The organism is Baekduia sp., from assembly GCF_035996765.1.
Taxonomy (GTDB): Bacteria; Actinomycetota; Thermoleophilia; order Solirubrobacterales; family Solirubrobacteraceae; genus Baekduia.
On record NZ_DASYJG010000043.1, the window covers coordinates 101,561 to 119,160 of the forward strand.

14 protein-coding genes and 2 pseudogenes are annotated in these 17,600 nt (G+C 73.5%); 11 read left to right on the plus strand and 5 right to left on the minus strand.

Going from position 1 to position 17,600, the window contains the following annotated elements; translation table 11 throughout:
• Window positions 1–2: 2 nt before the first annotated feature.
• On the minus strand, window positions 3–707 hold the full coding sequence (locus VGO10_RS10925) for a response regulator transcription factor (RefSeq protein ID WP_327468132.1): 705 nt from the start codon (window positions 705–707) through the stop codon (window positions 3–5).
• A gap of 123 nt (window positions 708–830) precedes the next feature.
• Between VGO10_RS10925 and VGO10_RS10930 the strand changes: the two genes are divergently transcribed.
• Window positions 831–1,616 carry a glycosyltransferase family 2 protein gene (locus VGO10_RS10930; RefSeq protein WP_327468135.1) on the plus strand — a complete coding sequence of 262 codons (786 nt, stop codon included), beginning with the start codon at window positions 831–833 and terminating at the stop codon, window positions 1,614–1,616.
• A gap of 176 nt (window positions 1,617–1,792) precedes the next feature.
• A pseudogene (locus VGO10_RS10935) lies at window positions 1,793–2,311 on the plus strand (ArnT family glycosyltransferase); the annotation flags it as partial.
• Between the two features lie 991 nt (window positions 2,312–3,302).
• Here the strand turns inward: VGO10_RS10935 and VGO10_RS10940 are convergent.
• Genes VGO10_RS10940 through VGO10_RS10950 form a run of 3 tightly spaced genes read right to left on the minus strand, consistent with a single transcriptional unit; the run spans window position 3,303 to window position 6,096 of the window.
• A complete protein-coding gene (locus VGO10_RS10940; protein WP_327468137.1) occupies window positions 3,303–4,238 on the minus strand; it encodes an alpha/beta hydrolase family esterase in 936 nt (311 codons plus the stop codon).
• The gene (locus tag VGO10_RS10945) at window positions 4,235–4,630 is read right to left on the minus strand and encodes a GtrA family protein (protein WP_327468139.1); all 396 of its coding nucleotides are present in this window, start codon (window positions 4,628–4,630) and stop codon (window positions 4,235–4,237) included. The genes VGO10_RS10940 and VGO10_RS10945 overlap by 4 nt, the downstream gene beginning before the upstream one ends.
• Window positions 4,627–6,096, minus strand: a complete 1,470-nt coding sequence (locus VGO10_RS10950; protein WP_327468141.1) for a glycosyltransferase 87 family protein — start codon at window positions 6,094–6,096, stop codon at window positions 4,627–4,629. The genes VGO10_RS10945 and VGO10_RS10950 overlap by 4 nt, the downstream gene beginning before the upstream one ends.
• A 155-nt stretch (window positions 6,097–6,251) precedes the next feature.
• Here VGO10_RS10950 and VGO10_RS10955 point away from each other — a divergent pair, with 155 nt between their 5' ends.
• From VGO10_RS10955 to VGO10_RS10995, 8 genes and pseudogenes are all read left to right on the plus strand, one after another.
• Window positions 6,252–7,448 (plus strand): EAL and HDOD domain-containing protein, encoded by a 1,197-nt coding sequence (locus VGO10_RS10955; protein WP_327468143.1) that lies wholly within the window; start codon window positions 6,252–6,254, stop codon window positions 7,446–7,448.
• A 50-nt stretch (window positions 7,449–7,498) separates the two neighbouring features.
• Window positions 7,499–9,109 (plus strand): DHA2 family efflux MFS transporter permease subunit, encoded by a 1,611-nt coding sequence (locus VGO10_RS10960; RefSeq protein ID WP_327468145.1) that lies wholly within the window; start codon window positions 7,499–7,501, stop codon window positions 9,107–9,109.
• Between the two features lie 38 nt (window positions 9,110–9,147).
• Window positions 9,148–9,849: a beta-phosphoglucomutase family hydrolase gene (locus tag VGO10_RS10965; RefSeq protein ID WP_327468149.1), complete on the plus strand. Its 702-nt coding sequence runs from the start codon at window positions 9,148–9,150 to the stop codon at window positions 9,847–9,849.
• Complete coding sequence (locus VGO10_RS10970) at window positions 9,846–12,209, plus strand: glycoside hydrolase family 65 protein (protein WP_327468151.1); 2,364 nt, start codon at window positions 9,846–9,848, stop codon at window positions 12,207–12,209. Before VGO10_RS10965 ends, VGO10_RS10970 begins: the two co-directional genes overlap by 4 nt.
• A 10-nt stretch (window positions 12,210–12,219) precedes the next feature.
• Window positions 12,220–13,522: pseudogene (locus VGO10_RS10980) on the plus strand (acyl-CoA dehydrogenase family protein).
• Between the two features lie 76 nt (window positions 13,523–13,598).
• Complete coding sequence (locus VGO10_RS10985) at window positions 13,599–13,790, plus strand: hypothetical protein (protein ID WP_327468157.1); 192 nt, start codon at window positions 13,599–13,601, stop codon at window positions 13,788–13,790.
• Between the two features lie 31 nt (window positions 13,791–13,821).
• Window positions 13,822–15,261: an amidase gene (locus tag VGO10_RS10990; RefSeq protein WP_327468159.1), complete on the plus strand. Its 1,440-nt coding sequence runs from the start codon at window positions 13,822–13,824 to the stop codon at window positions 15,259–15,261.
• Between the two features lie 12 nt (window positions 15,262–15,273).
• On the plus strand, window positions 15,274–16,023 hold the full coding sequence (locus tag VGO10_RS10995; RefSeq protein WP_327468161.1) for an SDR family oxidoreductase: 750 nt from the start codon (window positions 15,274–15,276) through the stop codon (window positions 16,021–16,023).
• Between the two features lie 3 nt (window positions 16,024–16,026).
• Here the strand turns inward: VGO10_RS10995 and VGO10_RS11000 are convergent, their stop codons facing one another.
• A complete protein-coding gene (locus VGO10_RS11000; RefSeq protein WP_327468162.1) occupies window positions 16,027–16,794 on the minus strand; it encodes an ABC transporter permease in 768 nt (255 codons plus the stop codon).
• A gap of 74 nt (window positions 16,795–16,868) precedes the next feature.
• Between VGO10_RS11000 and VGO10_RS11005 the strand changes: the two genes are divergently transcribed.
• Window positions 16,869–17,597: a GntR family transcriptional regulator gene (locus VGO10_RS11005; RefSeq protein ID WP_327468163.1), complete on the plus strand. Its 729-nt coding sequence runs from the start codon at window positions 16,869–16,871 to the stop codon at window positions 17,595–17,597.
• The last annotated feature ends 3 nt before the right edge of the window (window positions 17,598–17,600 follow it).

Consider the following 17,600-nt stretch of genomic DNA (forward strand, 5'->3'; position numbering starts at 1 on the left):
TCCTAGCCGTCGATCCGGTAGCCCGCTCCGCGCACGGTCGCGATCCAGCCCGGATCGCCGCCAGCCGAGGCGAGCTTGTCGCGCAGATGATGGACATGGACGTCGATGGCGCGCGGGTCGCGGAAGTCGTGGCCGCCGAAGATCGCGTCCAACAGCTCCTGGCGGGTCAACAGGCGGCCGCCGACGGCCATCAGCGCCTGCAGGACCTCGAACTCCGAGTAGGTCAGATGCAGCTCGGCGCCGGCGACCTCGGCGCGGCGGGCGGCGGTGTCGACGCGCAGCGTGCGGTGCTCCAGCGGCGGGCGCCCGGGCGTGCGCTGTGCCCGGCGCAACACGGCGCGGACGCGGCTGCGCAGCTCGGCGATGCCGACCGGCTTGGTCACGTAGTCGTCGGCGCCGGCCTCGAGGACGAGCACGGTGTCGGCCTCGCCCTCGCGGGCGGTGACCGCGACGACGTGCGCATCGTCCTGGGCGGCCCGCAGCCGGCGGCAGACCTCGACGCCATCGGGCCCCTGGCCGAGCGCGAGGTCGAGCAACACCAGGTCGAAGGACTCGGCGGCCAGCGCGTCGAGCGCGGCGCGACCGTCGGCGGCGTGGACGACCGCGTGGCCGTCAGAGACCAGCGCACCCACCATCACCTCGGAGAGATCCGCGTCGTCCTCCACCACGAGGACGCGGCCGGCAGGGCGGGCGTCGTCGGTCAGCACAGCAGCGAATGTAGACCGCTCATCCTGGTGAGATCCTGAACGCAACACGATCCCAACACCCCCTCCGCATGGACGCAACCTGGGCTTGGCGACGGGTTCAGGGCGCGCGAGCAGGCTGGTGGCATGGATCGCTCTCCACAGGCTCCGATCATCGGGCCGCTCCCGCGTCTTGCCGGCCTCTCGATCGTGCTCCCCTGCCACGACGAGGCGGCCAACGTCGAGGCGATGATCGCCGACGCGACGGCCGCCGCCTGTCGCGTTGCCGATGCGCACGAGATCCTGGTGGTCGACGATGGCAGCGCGGACGCAACGCGGGCGTTGGCGACCGCGATCGGCGAGCGCGACCCGCGCGTGCGCGTCCTTGCCCACGAGCGCAACCGCGGCTACGGCGCCGCGCTGCGGACCGGCTTTGCGGCCGCGCGCCTGGAGTGGATCTTCCTCACCGACGCCGACCGGCAGTTCGACCTCGCCGACCTGGATCGCACGCTGGCGCTCGTGTCGACGGCCGACATCGTCGCCGGCTATCGCATCCAGCGTGCCGACCCCGCACACCGTCGTGTCAACGCGCACGCCTGGAACGCGCTGGTGCAGCATTCCTTCGGCTTGGCGATCCGCGATGTCGACTGCGCGTTCAAGCTCCTGCGCCGCGACCTGATCGGGCGGTTGGCGCTCGGCGCCGACGGCGCGATGGTCAGCACCGAGCTGCTGGTGCGCGCCCAGGCGGCGGGCGCGGAGATCGTCGAGCTTGGCGTCACCCACCGCCCCCGCACGGCGGGCCGCTCGTCGGGTGCCAACCCGGCGGTGGTGTTGCGCGCGTTCCGCGAGTTGCGGGACCTGCGCGGGCAACTGCGGGCAGAGGCGGCCGAGGCCCCGGCCGCCCTGCCCGCAGCCGCGGCGCGTCCGGTCTGACCCGCGTGGTCGCCGTCGCGGCTCCCACCGTGGCGCGCGCCCGAACCGACGGGCGTGCGCTGCGGTGGGTTGGCCTGGCTCCGGAGGTTGCGACCGTCGGTCTTGCCGCCGGGCTGCGGCTCGTCGCGCTCGCGCGCGTGCCGGGCGATCCGTACTACGACGCGGCGGTGCGCAGCATGGGCGCCTCCTGGAGCGCGTTCTTGGCCGGTGCGTTCGAGCCCGGTCGGCGGGTGGCGATCGACAAGCCGCCGGTGGACCTGTGGCTGCAGGTCGGGGCGACCAAGCTCTTCGGGTTCACCGCGTTGGCCTTGCACGTGCCCGAGGCGCTGGGCGGTGTGGCGCTCGTCGTCTTGGTGATGGCCTTGCTGCGCGCCCTGCTTGGGCGCGGCGCGGCGCTGGCCGGCGGGCTCGCGCTCGCGGTGCTGCCGTCTGCGGTGGTGACGGCGCGCAGCGACACGATGGACTCGGTGATGGCGGCGCTGGCGGTGGCGGGCGCGCTGCTGGTCGTCCGGGCCGCGCGGACGCAGCGGCTCGCGCCGCTGGCCGGGGCGGGCGTGCTCGTCGGGCTCGCGTTTGACGTCAAGCTCGCCGAGGCGCTGCTGCCTGCGGCGGCCGTTGGGTTGTTGTGGTGGTTGATCGCGCCGCGCGTGCCAGGGCAGCGCCGTCGCGGTGCGCTGATCGGCGTGGCGGCTTTCCTGGTCACCGCCACCGCCTGGTTGGTGGTGGTCTCGCTCGTTCCTCTGCACCCGCGGCCGTGGGCGCTGGGGTCGACCTCCGGCTCACCGTGGCAGGCCGCGCTGATCTACAACGGCATCGACCGGGTCGTCCCCGGTCGCGCGACCCACAGCGGTGCGGCGGTGGCCACCACCACGACGGGCTCCCGCGCCCGCGAGCACGCTGTCGCGCTCTCCCGCCGTCCTGGCCCGGCGTCGCCCACGCGGCTGCTCTCGGCCCAAGCGCACCTCGGTCGCTGGATCGGGATCGAGGCGGTCGCCGCGCTCGCGGCGCTGGCGGCGGCGCTGGCGCTCGGGCGGCCGTGGCGGTTGGACCGCATCGCCCGTGGCGGGCTGCTCGCCATCGCCGCGTGGCTCGTCGGCGGGATCGTCCTCTGCAGCGCCATGCCCGACCTGCGTCCGCGCTACCTCGCGTGCGTCGACCCGGCGGTCGCGGCGGCGCTCGGCGCTGGGCTGGCGGTGGCGACGCCCGAGCGCGGGCGGGTGATCAAGGCGATGGCCATCACAACATTTGGCGCCGTGCTCGCCGTGCCGCTCGTGACCTCCGTCGCCGCCGTCGCCCACGCGACGCAGGACTCCGGCCGCCCCGGCGCGCTGCCGGACGCCCGGTTCGCCGCCCTGGCCGCCTACCTCCACGCCCACGACGCCGCCGCCGGCGACGAGGTCGCCGCCAGCGCGCCCGCCAAGGTCGGCCAGCTGATCGCCCGCGACGGGCGCCCCGTCCTCATCCTGTCCGACGGGGCCGGGCGCGCGCTCGTCACGCCCCAGCAGCTCGCCGCCGCCGTCGCGACCGGCCGCGTCCGCTACGCGCTGCTCGGCGACGCCTGCACGGCCAATTCGGGCAACGGCCGCACCGGCTGTCTCCCCGTCGTCCGCTGGGCCCGCCAGCACGGCACCGACGTCAGTCGCGCCGCCGGCCAGCCGCACCGCGGCCTCCTCTTCGCGCTGCGCGTCACGCCGCCGGTGCCCGTGCCGGCAGCGAGCGGAAGAACTCCCACGTCCGCCACGTCGTCGAGAACGCGGCGGTCGATGGCACGGTCCGCGGCCCGCCGGGCCAGCCGTGGGCCTGGTGGTCGAGCCGCACGTGCTCGACGCGCGTCGCGTCGCCGCAGCTTCGCCAGGTGATCTCGTGCACGCCGGGCGCGGGGTCCAGGCGCGCGGCTTTGCCGCGACAGCCGTCGATCCTTCGCCAGAGCGCGAGGTAGCGCGCGACGCTGCCCTTGTAGTCGGGTGGCGCGCCGCCGTAGGGGACGACCTGGTCGCCGGTGCCGTGGATCTCCAGGATCGGCAGCTTGCGCGACGGATGGCAGGGCGGCAGCGCCTTGTAGCCGCCGGCGACCGGCGCGGCGCCCGCCAGTCGGTCAGACAGCTCGCACGCCAGCCGCGCGGTCATCCCGCCGCCGTTGGAGACGCCGGTCACGAAGACCCGTGAGCGATCCACGCAGGCCACCCCCTCCAGCGCGTCGAGCGACTTGCCCAGCTCGGCGACCTCCTCGGGCAGGTCGCCCTGCTTTTGGCCGGTGATGTCCCAGAACGCCGTCGGTCCGACCGCCGTCGGGTAGGCCACCAAGAAGTGCTCGCGGTCGGCCAGGCGGCTGAAGCCGGTGTCCTGCGCGAAGTCGGGTCCGGTCTCGCCGGCGCCGTGCAGCGCGATGACGAGCGGCACCGGCTTGTCGGCGCCGCTGGCGGGAACGTGCAGCAGGACGGTCCGGTCGCCGTCGGGCGTGTCGACCGAGACCTTGTTGTCGCCCGGTGGGAGCACCGCGCATGGCGTCCGAGCCGGGCTGGAGGCGTAGCGCAGCGCGAAGGCGCCGGTCGCCCACGCGGCCGCCGCCAGCAGCGCCAGCGCGCCCAGCGTCGTCGCCAGCGCCCGCCGGTGGCGCGTCACGCGGCGCGCCTCACGCGCGCGGCGCCCGCGCCGAAGACCCAGCGCCGGCAGCACAAGAAGGTCAGCGCGGTGGCGACCGGCAGCGCGACCAGCTCGCCCGCGATCCGCGGGGCGTGCTCGTGGGTGACGAGCGCCCAGATCGCCAGCGCGTTGAGGCCGGCGCCGAGCGCCTGCACCGCCGCGTAGCGCACGGCCGGTCGCGCGCCCCGCACCGTCGAGGCAAACGTCCACGCGCGGTTGAGCCGGTAGCCGTTGGCCGCGCCGCCCGACCAGCTGAGCACTGCCGCGGCCACCGACGGCACGCCGGCCGTCACGAGCAAGGCGTACATGATCAACGTGATCATCGTGTTGGATGCTCCCACGACCGCGAAGCGCACGAGCTGGGTGCTCACTTGAGATACCTCTCGGTCAAGTCGTGGTTGGTGCGCCCGGCGACCGAGCGCGTCGGGTAGAAGTGCGCGTCGTGGATCAGGCGCGGCATCTGCGGGATCGCGCCGAGCGCCAGCCAGACGGTCAACACGACACAGGCGGCGGCCAGCGCGCGGGTGCGCGCCAGCGCTGCGAACGGCAGGATCCACCAGACGTACCACGGCATCGTCCAGCCGAGCGTCAGCACGCCGGCGAGCATCACGAGCCCGGCGGCCCCCGGCAGGCGGTCGCGACGCTGCAGCACTGCGATGGCGGCGCCCGCGCAGACCACGGCCAGCAGCCCGTGGGCGATCGTCCGGTCCTGCGCGGTCAGGCCGCCGTGGCCGGCCAGCGCGGCGACGACGTTGGCGACGCTCAGCGGCGTCACCAGGCGATCCTGGATCGACGTTGCCGGCAGGTGGCCGCCGAAGGCGATCAGGACCGCAACGCCGGTCAGCGCGCCGGCCGCCAGCGCGCCCCCGAGCGCCGGCAGCCGGCGCCGCGCGCCGAGCACGACCAATGCCACCAACAAGACCGCCGACGGCTTGACGCCGGTCGCGACCACGACGCATGCGCCCGCGGCGGCGTCATACCACGGCGCGTCGGAGGCACGGCCCGCGACGACCAGCGCGACCGCGCCGACCATCGCCAGCAGCAGGAACGGCTCCCCGTGTGCGCCGCCGACGCCGTAGACCAACACCAAGGGGTTGAACGCGACCAGCGCCACAGCGGCCTTCCACGACCGGCCCAACCGCCGCGCCGTCGTGGCCACGAGCGCCAGCGTCCCGAGCGAAGCGCCCAGCAGCAGCGCCTTCAGCGTCCAGTAGGCCACCGGCAGCGAGAGCGGCGACAGCGCCTCGGAGACCAGCGTGAAGAGCGGCCCGTAGGGAGACGGCAGGTGGTGCCAGTTGCTGTAGGGGTATGCCGCGTCGTGCGGGGCGGCGAGCGGGAGCGAGATATAGGGGTTGAGCCCGTAGCGCGGGCCCATCCGCCCGTAGTGCAGGTAGTTGAAGACGTCGGTCAGCGAGAGCGGCGGCCCGAGCAGCAGCACAACGTAGGCGGTGACCACCGCGCCCCACAGCACCGCCGCGGGGATGCGGTCGGCGCAGAGCCACGCCACGAGCCAGGCGATCGCCAGCAGCGCGAGGACCCGCACGAGGTCGGCCTGCAGGGCCGTGGTGCTGGCCGGCAGCCCGCCCGCGCGGTGGGCCAGCGGCCCGACCATCCAGGACGGGAAGCCGTGGCGGGCCGGGCCCGACAGGAACGACGGACGTTCCGCGGCGGCCAGCACGAGCGCGGTGCAGAGGCCGACGGTCGCACCCGACGCCACGGTGCCTAGGAGCGCGGGAAGCGCCGTCGTCAGGCTCGGGCGCGCCGAGCGCAGCCGGCTGCGCCCCGCCGAGGAGGTCGAGCCCGCCGTCACGGCGGCGTAGGCCGGGGTCTCACGCACCGCGCCGAACCCTCTCGCCGGGCGCTGAAGCTGCCCGCAGGGGCCCGTGAGGGTCCGGTGGGCGCGATGTTGGCGTCCTGTTGGGTCGACCATTCGGCCAGAACCCCCGGGCCCGGGCCTACAGAGCGCTCAGGATCAGCCGACCAAAGGGCCGCATGGACGTCGCGCTCGCCAGCTCCGTCGCGGTCGCCCGCCAGCCGATCCTCGACCGGCGCCAACGCCTCAAGGGCTACGAACTGCTGCACCGCGGGTCGGCGACCGACGGGGAGCAGGCCACGGCGCAGGTCCTGCTCGCCGCCTTCGGCGACATCGGCCTCAGCAGCCTCGTCGGTGCCATGCCCGCGTGGATCAACGTCTCGCGGCGGTTCCTCCTTGACGTCGATCCGCTGTCGCTGCCGCCCGGCGAGGTCGTGCTCGAGCTGCTCGAGGACCAGCTGCTCGACGATGAGCTGCTCGGCCGCCTGCGCGAGTTCGCAGCGGCCGGCTTCCCGATCACGCTGGACGACTTCGTCTACAGCCCCGAGGCCGACGAGCTGCTCGGCCTCGCCTCGATCGTCAAGATCGATGTGCTGGCCGGCGGCGTCGAGCACGCCGCCGAGCAGGCGCGCCTCCTGCGCGGCTTCGACGTCACGCTGCTGGCCGAGAAGGTCGAGGACCGGGCGATGTTCGAGGACTGCCTCGCCCTCGGCTACGAGCTGTTTCAGGGCTTCTTCTTCTGCAAGCCGGAGATCGTCACCGGGCGCGAGATCCCCTCATCGGCCTCCTGCTCGCTGCACGACATCGGCGTCCTCACGCGCGCCGACGCGACGTTCGAGGAGATCGAGGCGATCGTCACGCGCGACCCCGGGCTGACGCTGCGTCTCCTGCGCCTGCTGAACTCGGCCGCCTACTCGCTGCGCCGGCGCATCACGTCGGTCCACGACGCCGTCACGATGCTCGGTCCGCGCACCGTCCGGCAGTGGGCGATGATGCTCGTGCTCAGCGGCATCACGACGCACTGCGACGAGCTGGTGCCGACCGCGCTGAGCCGCGCGCGCACGCTCTGCCGCCTGGCGCAGTTGCGCGACGGCGACACCGACATCGCGTTCTCGGTCGGCCTGCTCTCGGTCGCCGACGCGATGCTGGGCGTGCCGATGGCCGATGCGCTGGACGGCATCCCGCTGCACGAGGCCGTCATCGACGCGCTGCTGCATCGCGCCGGACCCGACGGCGCGGCGCTGACCGCGGTGCTCGACTACGAGTGGGGCGTCACCTCCGTGGGCGCCTCTGGCACCGAGGACCCGCTTGGCGAGTGCTACGCCGAGGCGCTGTCGTGGTCGCTGCAGACCGCGTCCTCAGCGCGCGCCCTCTGAGCCGACGGGCGGGTTGGACAGGGCGGTCGCCGCCCGATAGGACTGGGGGCGTGTCCTCACTGCGCGACCCCAAGCGGCTCAGCCTGCTCGCCGCGATCATGGGGTCCTTCGTGGTCGGCCTCGACGCGACGGTCGTCAACGTCGCGCTGCCGTCGATCTCGCGCGACCTCGGCGGCGGGCTGGCCGGGCAGCAATGGATCTCCAACGCCTACCTGCTCGCGCTCGGCTCGCTGATCCTGATCGGCGGCTCGCTCGGCGATCTGCTCGGCGAGCGGCGCGTCTTCGCGATCGGCGTCGCGGGCTTCGGCGCCGTCTCGCTGGTCTGCGCGCTGGCCCCGTCGGTCGAGGTGCTGATCGCCGGCCGCGCGCTGCAAGGGGTGTTCGGCGCGCTGCTGACGCCGAGCGCGTTGGCGGTGATCGTCTCGGCCTTCCCACCCGAGGAGCGCGGCATGGCGATCGGGTCGTGGACGGCGTGGTCGGGGATCGCGACGGTGGTCGGTCCGCTCTGTGGCGGCTACCTGATCGACGCCACGTCGTGGCGCTGGATCTTTGCCATCAACGTCCCGTTCGTGCTCTTCACGTTGATGTTGATCGCGATCGCGGTGCCGCAGCGCGAGCGCGGCCGGCGGCACGCGCCGATCGACGTCCTGGGCGCCACGCTCTGTGCGCTGGGCCTCGCTGGGCCGGTCTTCGCGCTGATCCGCCAGCCCACGCTGGGCTGGAGCTCGCCGGGCGTCATCGGGCCGGCGCTGGTCGGCATCGCGCTGCTGGTGACGTTCCTGTGGTGGGAGTCGCGCACGCCGTATCCCATGCTCCCGCTCGGCCTCTTCCGGCGCCGGAACTTCGCCGTCGGCAACGCGCAGACGTTCACGATGTACGGCGGCCTGGGAATCACCTTCTTCTTCTTGGTGTTGTTCTTGCAGCAGGTGGTGGGCTACGACGCGCTGCAGGCCGGGCTGGCGACGCTGCCCGCGACGATCGTCATGTTCTTGCTGTCCAAGCGCGCGGGCCGGATGGCCGATCGCTACGGGCCGCGCCTGTTCATGGGCCTGGGGCCGGTGGTCGCCGCGGCCGGGCTGCTGCTGATGATGCGCCTGTCCGCGCCGCTGAGCTACTGGACCGATGTGCTGCCGGCGTTGTTGTTGTTCTCGCTCGGGCTCTCGGCGACCGTCGCGCCGCTGACGGCGACGGTGCTCGCCGACGCCGATGAGCGCAACGCCGGCATCGCCTCGGGGGTCAACAACGCGATCGCGCGCGTGGCGAGCCTGCTCGCGGTCGCCGCGCTGGGCGCTGTTGTGTCGGCCTCGTTCTCGTCGTCGATCGACGCGTCCCTGAGCGGTCGGCCGCTGAGCGCCGCGTCGACCAAGGCGGTCGCCGAGGCCAAGCGCCGCACGCTCGCATCGGTCGACGTTTCGGCGCTGCCGGTGGCCGAGCGCGCCCCGGTGTCCTCCGCCGTCCAGGATGCCTCGGTCGACGCGTTCCGCCTCGGCATGGGGCTCGCGGCGGCGCTGGTGGCGGCCGGCGGCATCCTCGGCCTCGTGGGCATCGTCAACCCCCGCCGCAAGGTCCGCGGCGAGGACTGCGCCGGCGGTCAACTTGTCGCCCAGCCGCTGGATGCGGTGCGGCTGCCGGAGGGCGAGAGCGCACCGGCGACGGCGTGACGCCGAGCAAGCACGGTCGCCACGCCTAGCATGGGGCCGTGCTCGGACTCCCGGACGACATCCAGGCTGACCTCTTCGACCTCGACGGCGTGCTGACCCAGACGGCGAAGGTGCACGCCGCCGCCTGGAAGACGATGTTCGACGAGTACCTCAAGCAACGCGACGGCGACCGCTTCGTCCCGTTCGACGCCCACCACGACTACGACGAGTACGTCGACGGCCTGCCGCGGCCCGATGGCGTGCGCAGCTTCCTGAAGTCGCGCGGGATCGAGCCCGACGAGGCGACGGTCAAAGCGCTCGGCGACCGTAAGAACGACCTCGTCCTGAAGATCATCGAGCGCGATGGCGTCGAGCCTTACGAGGGCTCGATCCGCTACGTCCACGCCGCCAAGGAGGCGGGCCGCAAGCTCGCCGTCGTCTCCTCCAGCGCCAACGCCAAGGAAGTGCTCAAGGCGGTTGGCATCCTCGAGCTCTTCGACCACATCGTTGACGGCCACGCGGTCGCCGAAGGCGGGCTGAAGGGCAAGCCGGCGCCCGACACGTTCCTGGCGGGGGCCAAGGCGCTCGGCGTGCAGCCGGCGCACGCCGCGGTCTTCGAGGACGCGCTGGCCGGCGTGCAGGCGGGCCGGGCAGGCGGCTTCGGGGTCGTCGTCGGCGTCGACCGGGTAGGCCAGGCCGGAGCGCTGACCGACCACGGCGCCACCATCGTCGTCCAGGATCTCGCCGAGCTGCTGCCGTGATCGACCACCCCAACTACTCCGAGGATCCCTGGGCGCTGCGCGAGGAGGCGCTCGACCTCGAGATGCTCGCCCAGTCCGAGTCGGTCTTCGCGCTCTCCAACGGGCACATCGGGATGCGCGGCAACCTTGACGAGGGCGAGCCCTACGGCCTCCCCGGCACCTACCTCAACGGCCTGCACGAGGTCCGTCCGCTGCCCTACGCCGAGAGCGCCTACGGCAACCCCGAGGCGGGCGAGACGGTGGTCAACGTCACCGACGGCAAGCTGCTGCGCCTGCACGTCGACGACGAGCTCTTCGACGTCCGCTACGGCGAGCTGCTGCATCACGAGCGCGTGCTGGACTTCCGCGCCGGCGTCCTGCGCCGTCACGTCCACTGGCGCTCGCCGGCCGGCGCCGAGGTGCGGATCACCTCGACGCGGCTGGTGTCGCTGACCCAGCGCGGGGCCGCGGCGATCCTCTACGAGGTCGAGGCGCTCGGCGACGGCGCTCGGCTGGTGGTCCAGAGCGAGTTGGTGGCCAACGAGGACGGCCAAGTTGACCCGAAGGCGATGGACCCGCGGGCGGCGGCCGCCATCGCGGCGCCGCTGAAGAGCGAAGAGGCTTACTGCGACGAGCTACGCGTCTCGCTCGTGCACCGGCTGGAGCGCAGCGGCATCGGCACCTGCGCGACCATGGACCACATCGTCGACGGGCCCGAGGGCACCGAGACGCGCGCGGAAGCTGGCGGCGACGAGGGCCGCGTGATCATCGCGGCCGACGTACCGGCCGGCGGGAAGCTGCGCGTGCTCAAGTTCTTGGCCTACTCGTGGTCGAGCTCGCGGGCGCTGCCGTCGCTGCGCGCCCAAGCCCGCGGCAGCCTCGCCGAGGTGCGCCACACCGGCTGGGACGGGCTCTGCGCCGAGCAGCGCGCGTACCTCGACGCGTTCTGGGAGGACGCCGACGTCGAGGTCGACGGCGACCCGGAGCTCCAGCAGGCGGTGCGCTTCGCGCTCTTTCACGTCCTGCAGGCCGGGGCCCGCGCCGAGCGGCGCGCGATCCCCGCCAAGGGCCTCACCGGCTCGGGTTACGACGGCCACGCGTTCTGGGACACCGAGTCCTTCGTCTTGCCGGTCTTGACCTACACGATGCCCGAGGCCGCGGGCGACGCGCTGCGCTGGCGGCTGGCGACGCTCGACCTGGCCCGCGAGCGCGCCACCCAGCTGGGCCTCGCCGGCGCCGCGTTTCCGTGGCGCACGATCGCCGGTCGCGAGTGCTCGGGCTACTGGCCGGCCGGCACGGCGGCGATGCACATCGGCGCTGACATCGCCGGGGCCGTGCTGCGCCACCAGCATGCGACCGACGACACCGCCTTCGCGCGCGACGTCGGGCTCCCGCTCCTGGTGGAGACCGCGCGCCTCTGGGCCGCGCTCGGCCATCACGATCGCAAGGGCCGCTTCCGGCTGCCCGGCGTGACCGGCCCCGACGAGTACAGCGCCGTCAGCGACGACAACACCTACACCAACCTGATGGCGCGCCGGAACCTGCTCGGCGCGGCTGATGCCGTCGACCGCCATCCCAAGGAGGCCGCGGCGCTCGATGTCGCGGCCGACGAGGTCGGCGCCTGGCGCACCGCGGCCGACGCCATGCACGTGCCCTACGACGGGATCCTCGACGTCCACATGCAGGCCGAGGGCTTCACCCACCACGCGCGCTGGGACTTCGAGGGCACGCCCGCCGATCACTACCCGTTGTTGTTGCACTACCCCTACTTCGACCTCTACCGCAAGCAGGTCGTCAAGCAGGCCGACCTCGTCATGGCGCTCTACGTCTGCGGCGATCGCTTCACCGACGAGGAGAAAGCGCGCGCCTTCTCCTACTACGAGGCGCTGACCGTCCGCGACTCGTCGCTGTCGGCCTGCGTGCAGGCGATCATGGCCGCCGAGACCGGGCACCTGGACCTGGCCTACGACTACCTCGGCGAGGCCGCGTTCATGGACCTCCACGACCTCGAGCACAACACCCGCGACGGCCTGCACATCGCCTCGCTGGCGGGCAGCTGGCTGGCGCTCGTCGCCGGCTTCGGCGGCTTTCGCGACCACGACGGCGCGTTGACGTTCGCGCCGCGCCTGCCGCCGGGCGTGGGCCGTCTGGCCTTCCGGATCTGCGTGGCCATGGGGCGCGTCCACGTCGAGGTCGACGAGGACGGCGCGACCTACACGCTCCAGCGCGGTGACGGACTGGAGATCTCGCACTTTGGCGAGCGGCTGGCGCTGACCGTCGGCGAGCCGGTCCGCCGCACCGTGCCGCCGGCGCCACAGCGCGAGCGTCCGTCGCAGCCTGCCGGCAGGGAGCCGCGCCGCCGCCGGCCCGCGCCGGAGTAGGCTCGGCGTCATGGCCTGGGACTTCAGCACCGACCCTGACTACGCCGCCAAGCTGGAGTGGGCGCGCACGTTCGTCCGGGAGGAGATCTGGCCGCTGGAGACGGTCGTCGGCGAGCTCTCGCAGGAGGCCCCTTGACCGCATCTACGCGCCGCTGCAGGAAGAGGTGCGCCGTCAGGGCCTGTGGGCCGCGCATCTCGATCCGTCGCTCGGCGGTCAGGGCTACGGGCAGGTCAAGTTGGGGTTGTTGCACGAGGTGCTCGGAACGACGCCGTTTGCGCCTAACGCCTTCGGCTGCCAGGCGCCGGACTCGGGCAACAGCGAGGTGCTCGCGCTGGCCGGCACCGTCGAGCAGAAGGAGCGCTACCTCGAGCCGCTGCTGGCCGGCGATCTGAAGTCGGCCTTCTCGATGACCGAGCCGGACACCGCCGGCAGCGACCCGACGACGCTGAAGACGCGCGCGGTCCGCGACGGCGACGACTACGTGATCAGCGGGCGCAAGTGGTTCTCCTCCAACGCGTCGATCGCGGACTTCCTGATCGTGATGGCCGTCACCGACCCCGACGCGCGGCCCCATCAGCGCGCGACGATGTTCCTCGTCGAGGCCGACGCGCCGGGCGTGAACATCCTCCGTGACGTGCCGACGATGGAGCATCCGTGGGAGGCGTTCGGCAAGCTCGGCGGCCACGCCGAGATCGTGTACGAGGACGTGCGTGTGCCGGCGACGCAGCGGCTCGGCGCCGAGGGCGAGGGCTTCCTGATCGCCCAGCAGCGGCTCTATCCCGGACGCATCCACCACTGCATGCGCTGGCTCGGCGTCGCCCAGCGGGCGTTCGACATGCTCTGCGAGCGCGCGACCTACCGGGTCAGCGGCGGCAAGACGCTCGGCGAGCATCAGTCGGTGCAGAACTGGATCGCGGACTCCGCGGCCCAGATGCAGGCGGCCAGGTTGATGACCTTGCATGCGGCGTGGGTGATGGACACCCAGGGCGTCGCGGCGGCCCGCACGCCGATCAGCCTGATCAAGTTCTACGGCGCGGGCGTCCTGCACGACGTGATCGACCGCGCGCTGCAGGCCCACGGCTCGCTCGGCTACTCGACCGACCTGCCGCTGGAGGCGATGTACCGCTACGCGCGCGCGGCCCGGATCTACGACGGTCCCGACGAGGTCCACCGCCAGTCGGTCGCCCGCCAGATCCTGCGCGGTTACGCGCCGCCGGCCGACCACGTTCCGACCGAGCACGTGCCGACACGGCGCGCGGCGGCACGCGAGCGCTTCGCCTCCGTGCTCGACGCGGTCACCGCCAACGACTGACCCAGACCGCGACCGGTGGGGCGTCCCGCGGACCGCGCCGGGTTTCATGCGCTCCAGCGGCGGTATCTGCCTAGTGGTGACCGATCCACCACACGACGAGCAGCACAGCGGCGCTCAGGCGCAGGCCGCCCAGGCGCTGGTCGGCGAGCAGCTGCGCACTGCTCGCGCCGAGGTGTTTCGCGCCTACCTGCAGTCGCGCGAGCGGGCGCGCGGGCTGGTGGAGGAGGAGCGCGACGAAGCCGAGCGGCGTGGCCCGACCGCGTCCTGAGCGGACCTCGATCCGTACCCTGGTACGCGCAATGTCCTCCACGTCCGCACCTTCTGAGGCCGACGGCCTCGCGTTCGCCGGCCTGCGCCGCCAAGCGTCGCTGGTCGCCTCCGGCGAGGTCTCCTCGATCGAGCTCGTCGATACAGCACTGCGCCGCATCGCGGCGGCCCAGCCCGACCTCAACGCCTTTCGCACCGTCCGCGCCGACGCGGCGCGGGCCGAGGCCGCCGAAGCCGATCGCCGCCGCGCCGAAGGCGAGAGCGCCGCGCTGCTCGGCGTGCCGATCGCCATCAAGGACGACATGGACCTCGCGGGGGAGACCACGGCCTTCGGCTGCGCCGGCGAGTTCGCCGGCAAGGCGTGTGACGGCGAGGTCGCCCGACGCCTGCGCGCGGCCGGCGCCGTCATCGTCGGCAAGACGACCTCGCCCGAGTTCGGCCAGTGGCCGATCACCGAAGGGCCGGCCTTCGGCCAGACGCGCAACCCGTGGTCGCTGGCTCACACGCCCGGCGGCTCGTCGGGCGGCTCGGCCGCCGCGGTCGCCGCCGGGCTCGTGCCCGCGGCGATGGGCTCCGACGGCGCCGGTTCGGTCCGCATTCCTGCCGCGTGGACGCATCTGGTCGGCATCAAGCCCCAGCGCGGGCGCGTCTCGACCTGGCCCGATGCCGAGGCGTTCCAGGGCCTGACCTGCAACGGCCCGCTCGCGCGCACCGTCGACGATGCCGCGCTGCTGCTTGATGCCGTCGCGGGCGCGCATCCTGGCGATCGCCACACGCCGCGCCCGCCGGCCGAGCCGTTTGCCGAGTCCGCCCGCCGCGCCGCCCCCGGGCGCCTGCGGATCGCGCTCTCCTTCCGCATCCCGTTCAGCCTCGCGCCCGCTCGTCTCGACGCGCGCGTGCGCGCGTCGACCGAGCGACTGGCCACCGTCCTCGAGGGTCTCGGTCACGAGATCGTGGAGGCCGACCCCTTCTACGGCCCGATCGGCGTGACCTTCCTCCCGCGCTCGCTGGTCGGTCTGCGTGACTGGTCGCGCCGCGTGCCCGACATCGCGCTGCTCGATCCGCGCACCCGCCACAACGTGGCGATGGGCCGCTGGGTCGGCGGTCCGCTGCTCGGCCTTGCCCGCGCCCTGGAGCGGCCGCTGCGCGCGCAGGTTGGTCGCATCTTCCGCCGCGCCGACGTGATTCTGGCCCCGACGACCGCGCAGCCGCCGCTGCCGGTCGGCGCGATCGACGGCCTCGGCGGCTGGGCGACCGACAAGGTCATCGTCGGTGCCTGCCCGTACGCGTGGCCCTGGAACATCCTCGGCTGGCCCGGCGTCAACGTTCCCGCGGGCCTGACCGCCGACGGCCTGCCGCTCGGCGCGCAGCTGCTCGGGCCGGGCGGCAGCGAGCCGCGGCTGCTCGCGCTCGCCGCCCAGCTGGAGTCGGTCGAGCGCTGGCACGAGCGGCGCCCGCCCTACGTCGGCTGAGAGACTCCGATCATGGATCTCGGACTCGACGGCAAGGTCGCGCTCGTCACCGGCGCGTCGCGCGGCATCGGGCGCGGGATCGCGGCGGCGCTGGCCGCCGAAGGCGCGCGCGTGGCCGTCACCTCGCGCAATCCGGACGCCGGTGCGCTGGCCGCCGGCGCGGTCCACGGCAAGGCCTACACCTTCGACAGCGACGACCTCGGCGCGGTCGACGGCCTCGTCTCCGCGGTGCAGCGCGACCTCGGTCCGATCGACATCTACGTCGCCAACACCGGTGGCCCGCCCGTCGGCGCCGACCCGCTGGGCTTCACCAATGAGCAGTGGGAGGCCGCGCACCGCAGCCTCGTCATCTCCCCGATGGCGATCCTGCGTCGCGTCCTGCCCGGCATGCGCGAGCGCGGCTGGGGCCGCGTGCTCGCCGTCTCCTCCAGCGCGGCGGTCGAGCCGATCCCGGGACTGCAGCTCTCCAACGCCAACCGCCCGGGCCTGCTGGCCGCCTTCAAGGAGCTCGCGCGCGAGACCGCCGGCGAGGGCGTGACCTTCAACGCCGTGCTGCCCGGCTGGATCGCGACCGACCGGATCGCCGGCAACGCCGGCGGGCTGGAGGCCGCCCAGGAGGCCGCCCGCACCCAGGTCCCGGCCGGCCGCCTCGGCGAGGTCGCCGAGATCGCCGCCGCGGCGACCTTCCTGGTCTCCGACGCCGCCTCGTACGTGACCGGCCAGTCGCTGCGCGTCGACGGCGGGCTCACGCGCTCCTGGTGAACCTCACTTCAGGACGATCATCTCCGGGTGCGTGGCCAACAGCGTCTGGGTGAAGACGTAGTTGAACGCTGCGACGCTCATCAGGCTGATGACGACCGCCTGGTTGACGGCCCGGCCGACGCCCTCGGCGCCGCCGCTGGCGGTCATCCCCTTGTAGCAGCAGACGATCGCGACGATCGCGCCGAAGAGCGTGCACTTCACCAGCGAGCCCCAGACGTCGGTCGTCGTGCCGCTGGACAGGAACGTCGCGAAGAACGGTCCGAGCGGGGCGTGGTGGGTGAGCGTCGCGGCCATGCCGCCGGTGATCCCGGCGGCGATCGCGAAGATGTCAAACAGCGCGGTCACGATCATCAGCGCGAGGAAGCGCGGGACGACGAGGTTCTTGACGGGGTCGACGCCGAGGACCTGCAGGGCGTCGAGCTCTTCGCGGATCTTGCGGGCGCCGAGGTCGGCGGTGATCGCGGTGCCCGCGACGCCGGCGACGATGATCGAGCAGATGAGCGGGGCGAACTCGCGAATGGACGCGAGGCTGTAGAAGCTGCCCAGCCGGTCCACCGCGCCGAAGAGCTCGAGGAAGCCGGCGCCCTGGATGCCCGGCACCGCGTAGTTGATGCACACCGAGGTGATGAGCAGCGGCAGCCAGCAGAGCTTCAACGCGAACAGGAACTGCAGCGCGAACTCGCCGCCGTACGGATACGGCGGGCGGACGGCCGAGACCATCGTCTTCCCGGTCAGGATCATCATGTCGCCGATCTCGCCGAGCAGTCCCATTGCGCGCGACAGTACCAGTGTGCTGGCACTCTGGGCAACAGGGAGGTGACCCCGAACGCTACCCTGCACCTGGCATGCCGGAGAGCTGGGCCACCGCGGCCGGGATCGCGCTCGACCACACGGCGGACGTCCCGCTGGGCGTCCAGCTGGACTGGGTCGTACGCGCCGCCGTCGCCTCCGGTCGGCTGCGCGCCGGCGACCGCCTGCCGGGCCTGCGCGAGGTCGCCGAGCAACTCGGCGTCAACCACAACACCGTCCGTGCGGCCGTCGCCAAATTGGAGGCCGACGGCCTTCTGGAGACCCGCCACGGCTCCGGCACGTTCGTCGCCGCCGGGGCCGGGACGCAGTTGCGCCAGGCAGCGCTGCTCGACGAGGTCGCCCAGCGCGCGCAGGACGCCGGGGTCGCGCCGCGTGAGCTGGCCGCCGCGCTCTACGTCGCCGAGCCGGCGGCGCACCACGCGCCCGACCAGGCCGCGGCCGAGCGCCGCACGCTGCGCCAGGATCTCGCGGTCCTGGATCGGATTTTGTGCGAGCTCGAGCCGCAGCTCGACAGCCCGTTGCGCCGCGATCCGCTGCCGGCCGCTCGCGGTCGCGGCCCGCGGCTGCTCGGCGCCGACGAGCTCAGCGCCCAGCGCGACACGCTCCTGCGCCGCCTCGTCGAGGTCCAGCGCGCGCTCGACGCGCAGCGCGGCGTCGGCGCGCCGGCGCCCGAGCCGGCCCCGGCACCCGCCCGCGTCGCCGCACCACGCCGCGCCGCGGGCGGGCGCCGGGTCACGCCGCGGCCGGGCACGGCACCGGCCTAGACG

What these genes read in the sequence shown, in the direction of transcription:
- VGO10_RS10930 (WP_327468135.1), top strand. Translation starts at nt 831, where the DNA reads ATGGATCGCTCTCCACAGGCTCCGATCATCGGGCCGCTCCCGCGTCTT.
- VGO10_RS10955 (WP_327468143.1), top strand. Translation starts at nt 6,252, where the DNA reads ATGGACGTCGCGCTCGCCAGCTCCGTCGCGGTCGCCCGCCAGCCGATC.
- VGO10_RS10990 (WP_327468159.1), top strand. Translation starts at nt 13,822, where the DNA reads ATGTCCTCCACGTCCGCACCTTCTGAGGCCGACGGCCTCGCGTTCGCC.
- VGO10_RS10995 (WP_327468161.1), top strand. Translation starts at nt 15,274, where the DNA reads ATGGATCTCGGACTCGACGGCAAGGTCGCGCTCGTCACCGGCGCGTCG.
- VGO10_RS11000 (WP_327468162.1), bottom strand. Translation starts at nt 16,794, where the DNA reads ATGGGACTGCTCGGCGAGATCGGCGACATGATGATCCTGACCGGGAAG.
- VGO10_RS11005 (WP_327468163.1), top strand. Translation starts at nt 16,869, where the DNA reads ATGCCGGAGAGCTGGGCCACCGCGGCCGGGATCGCGCTCGACCACACG.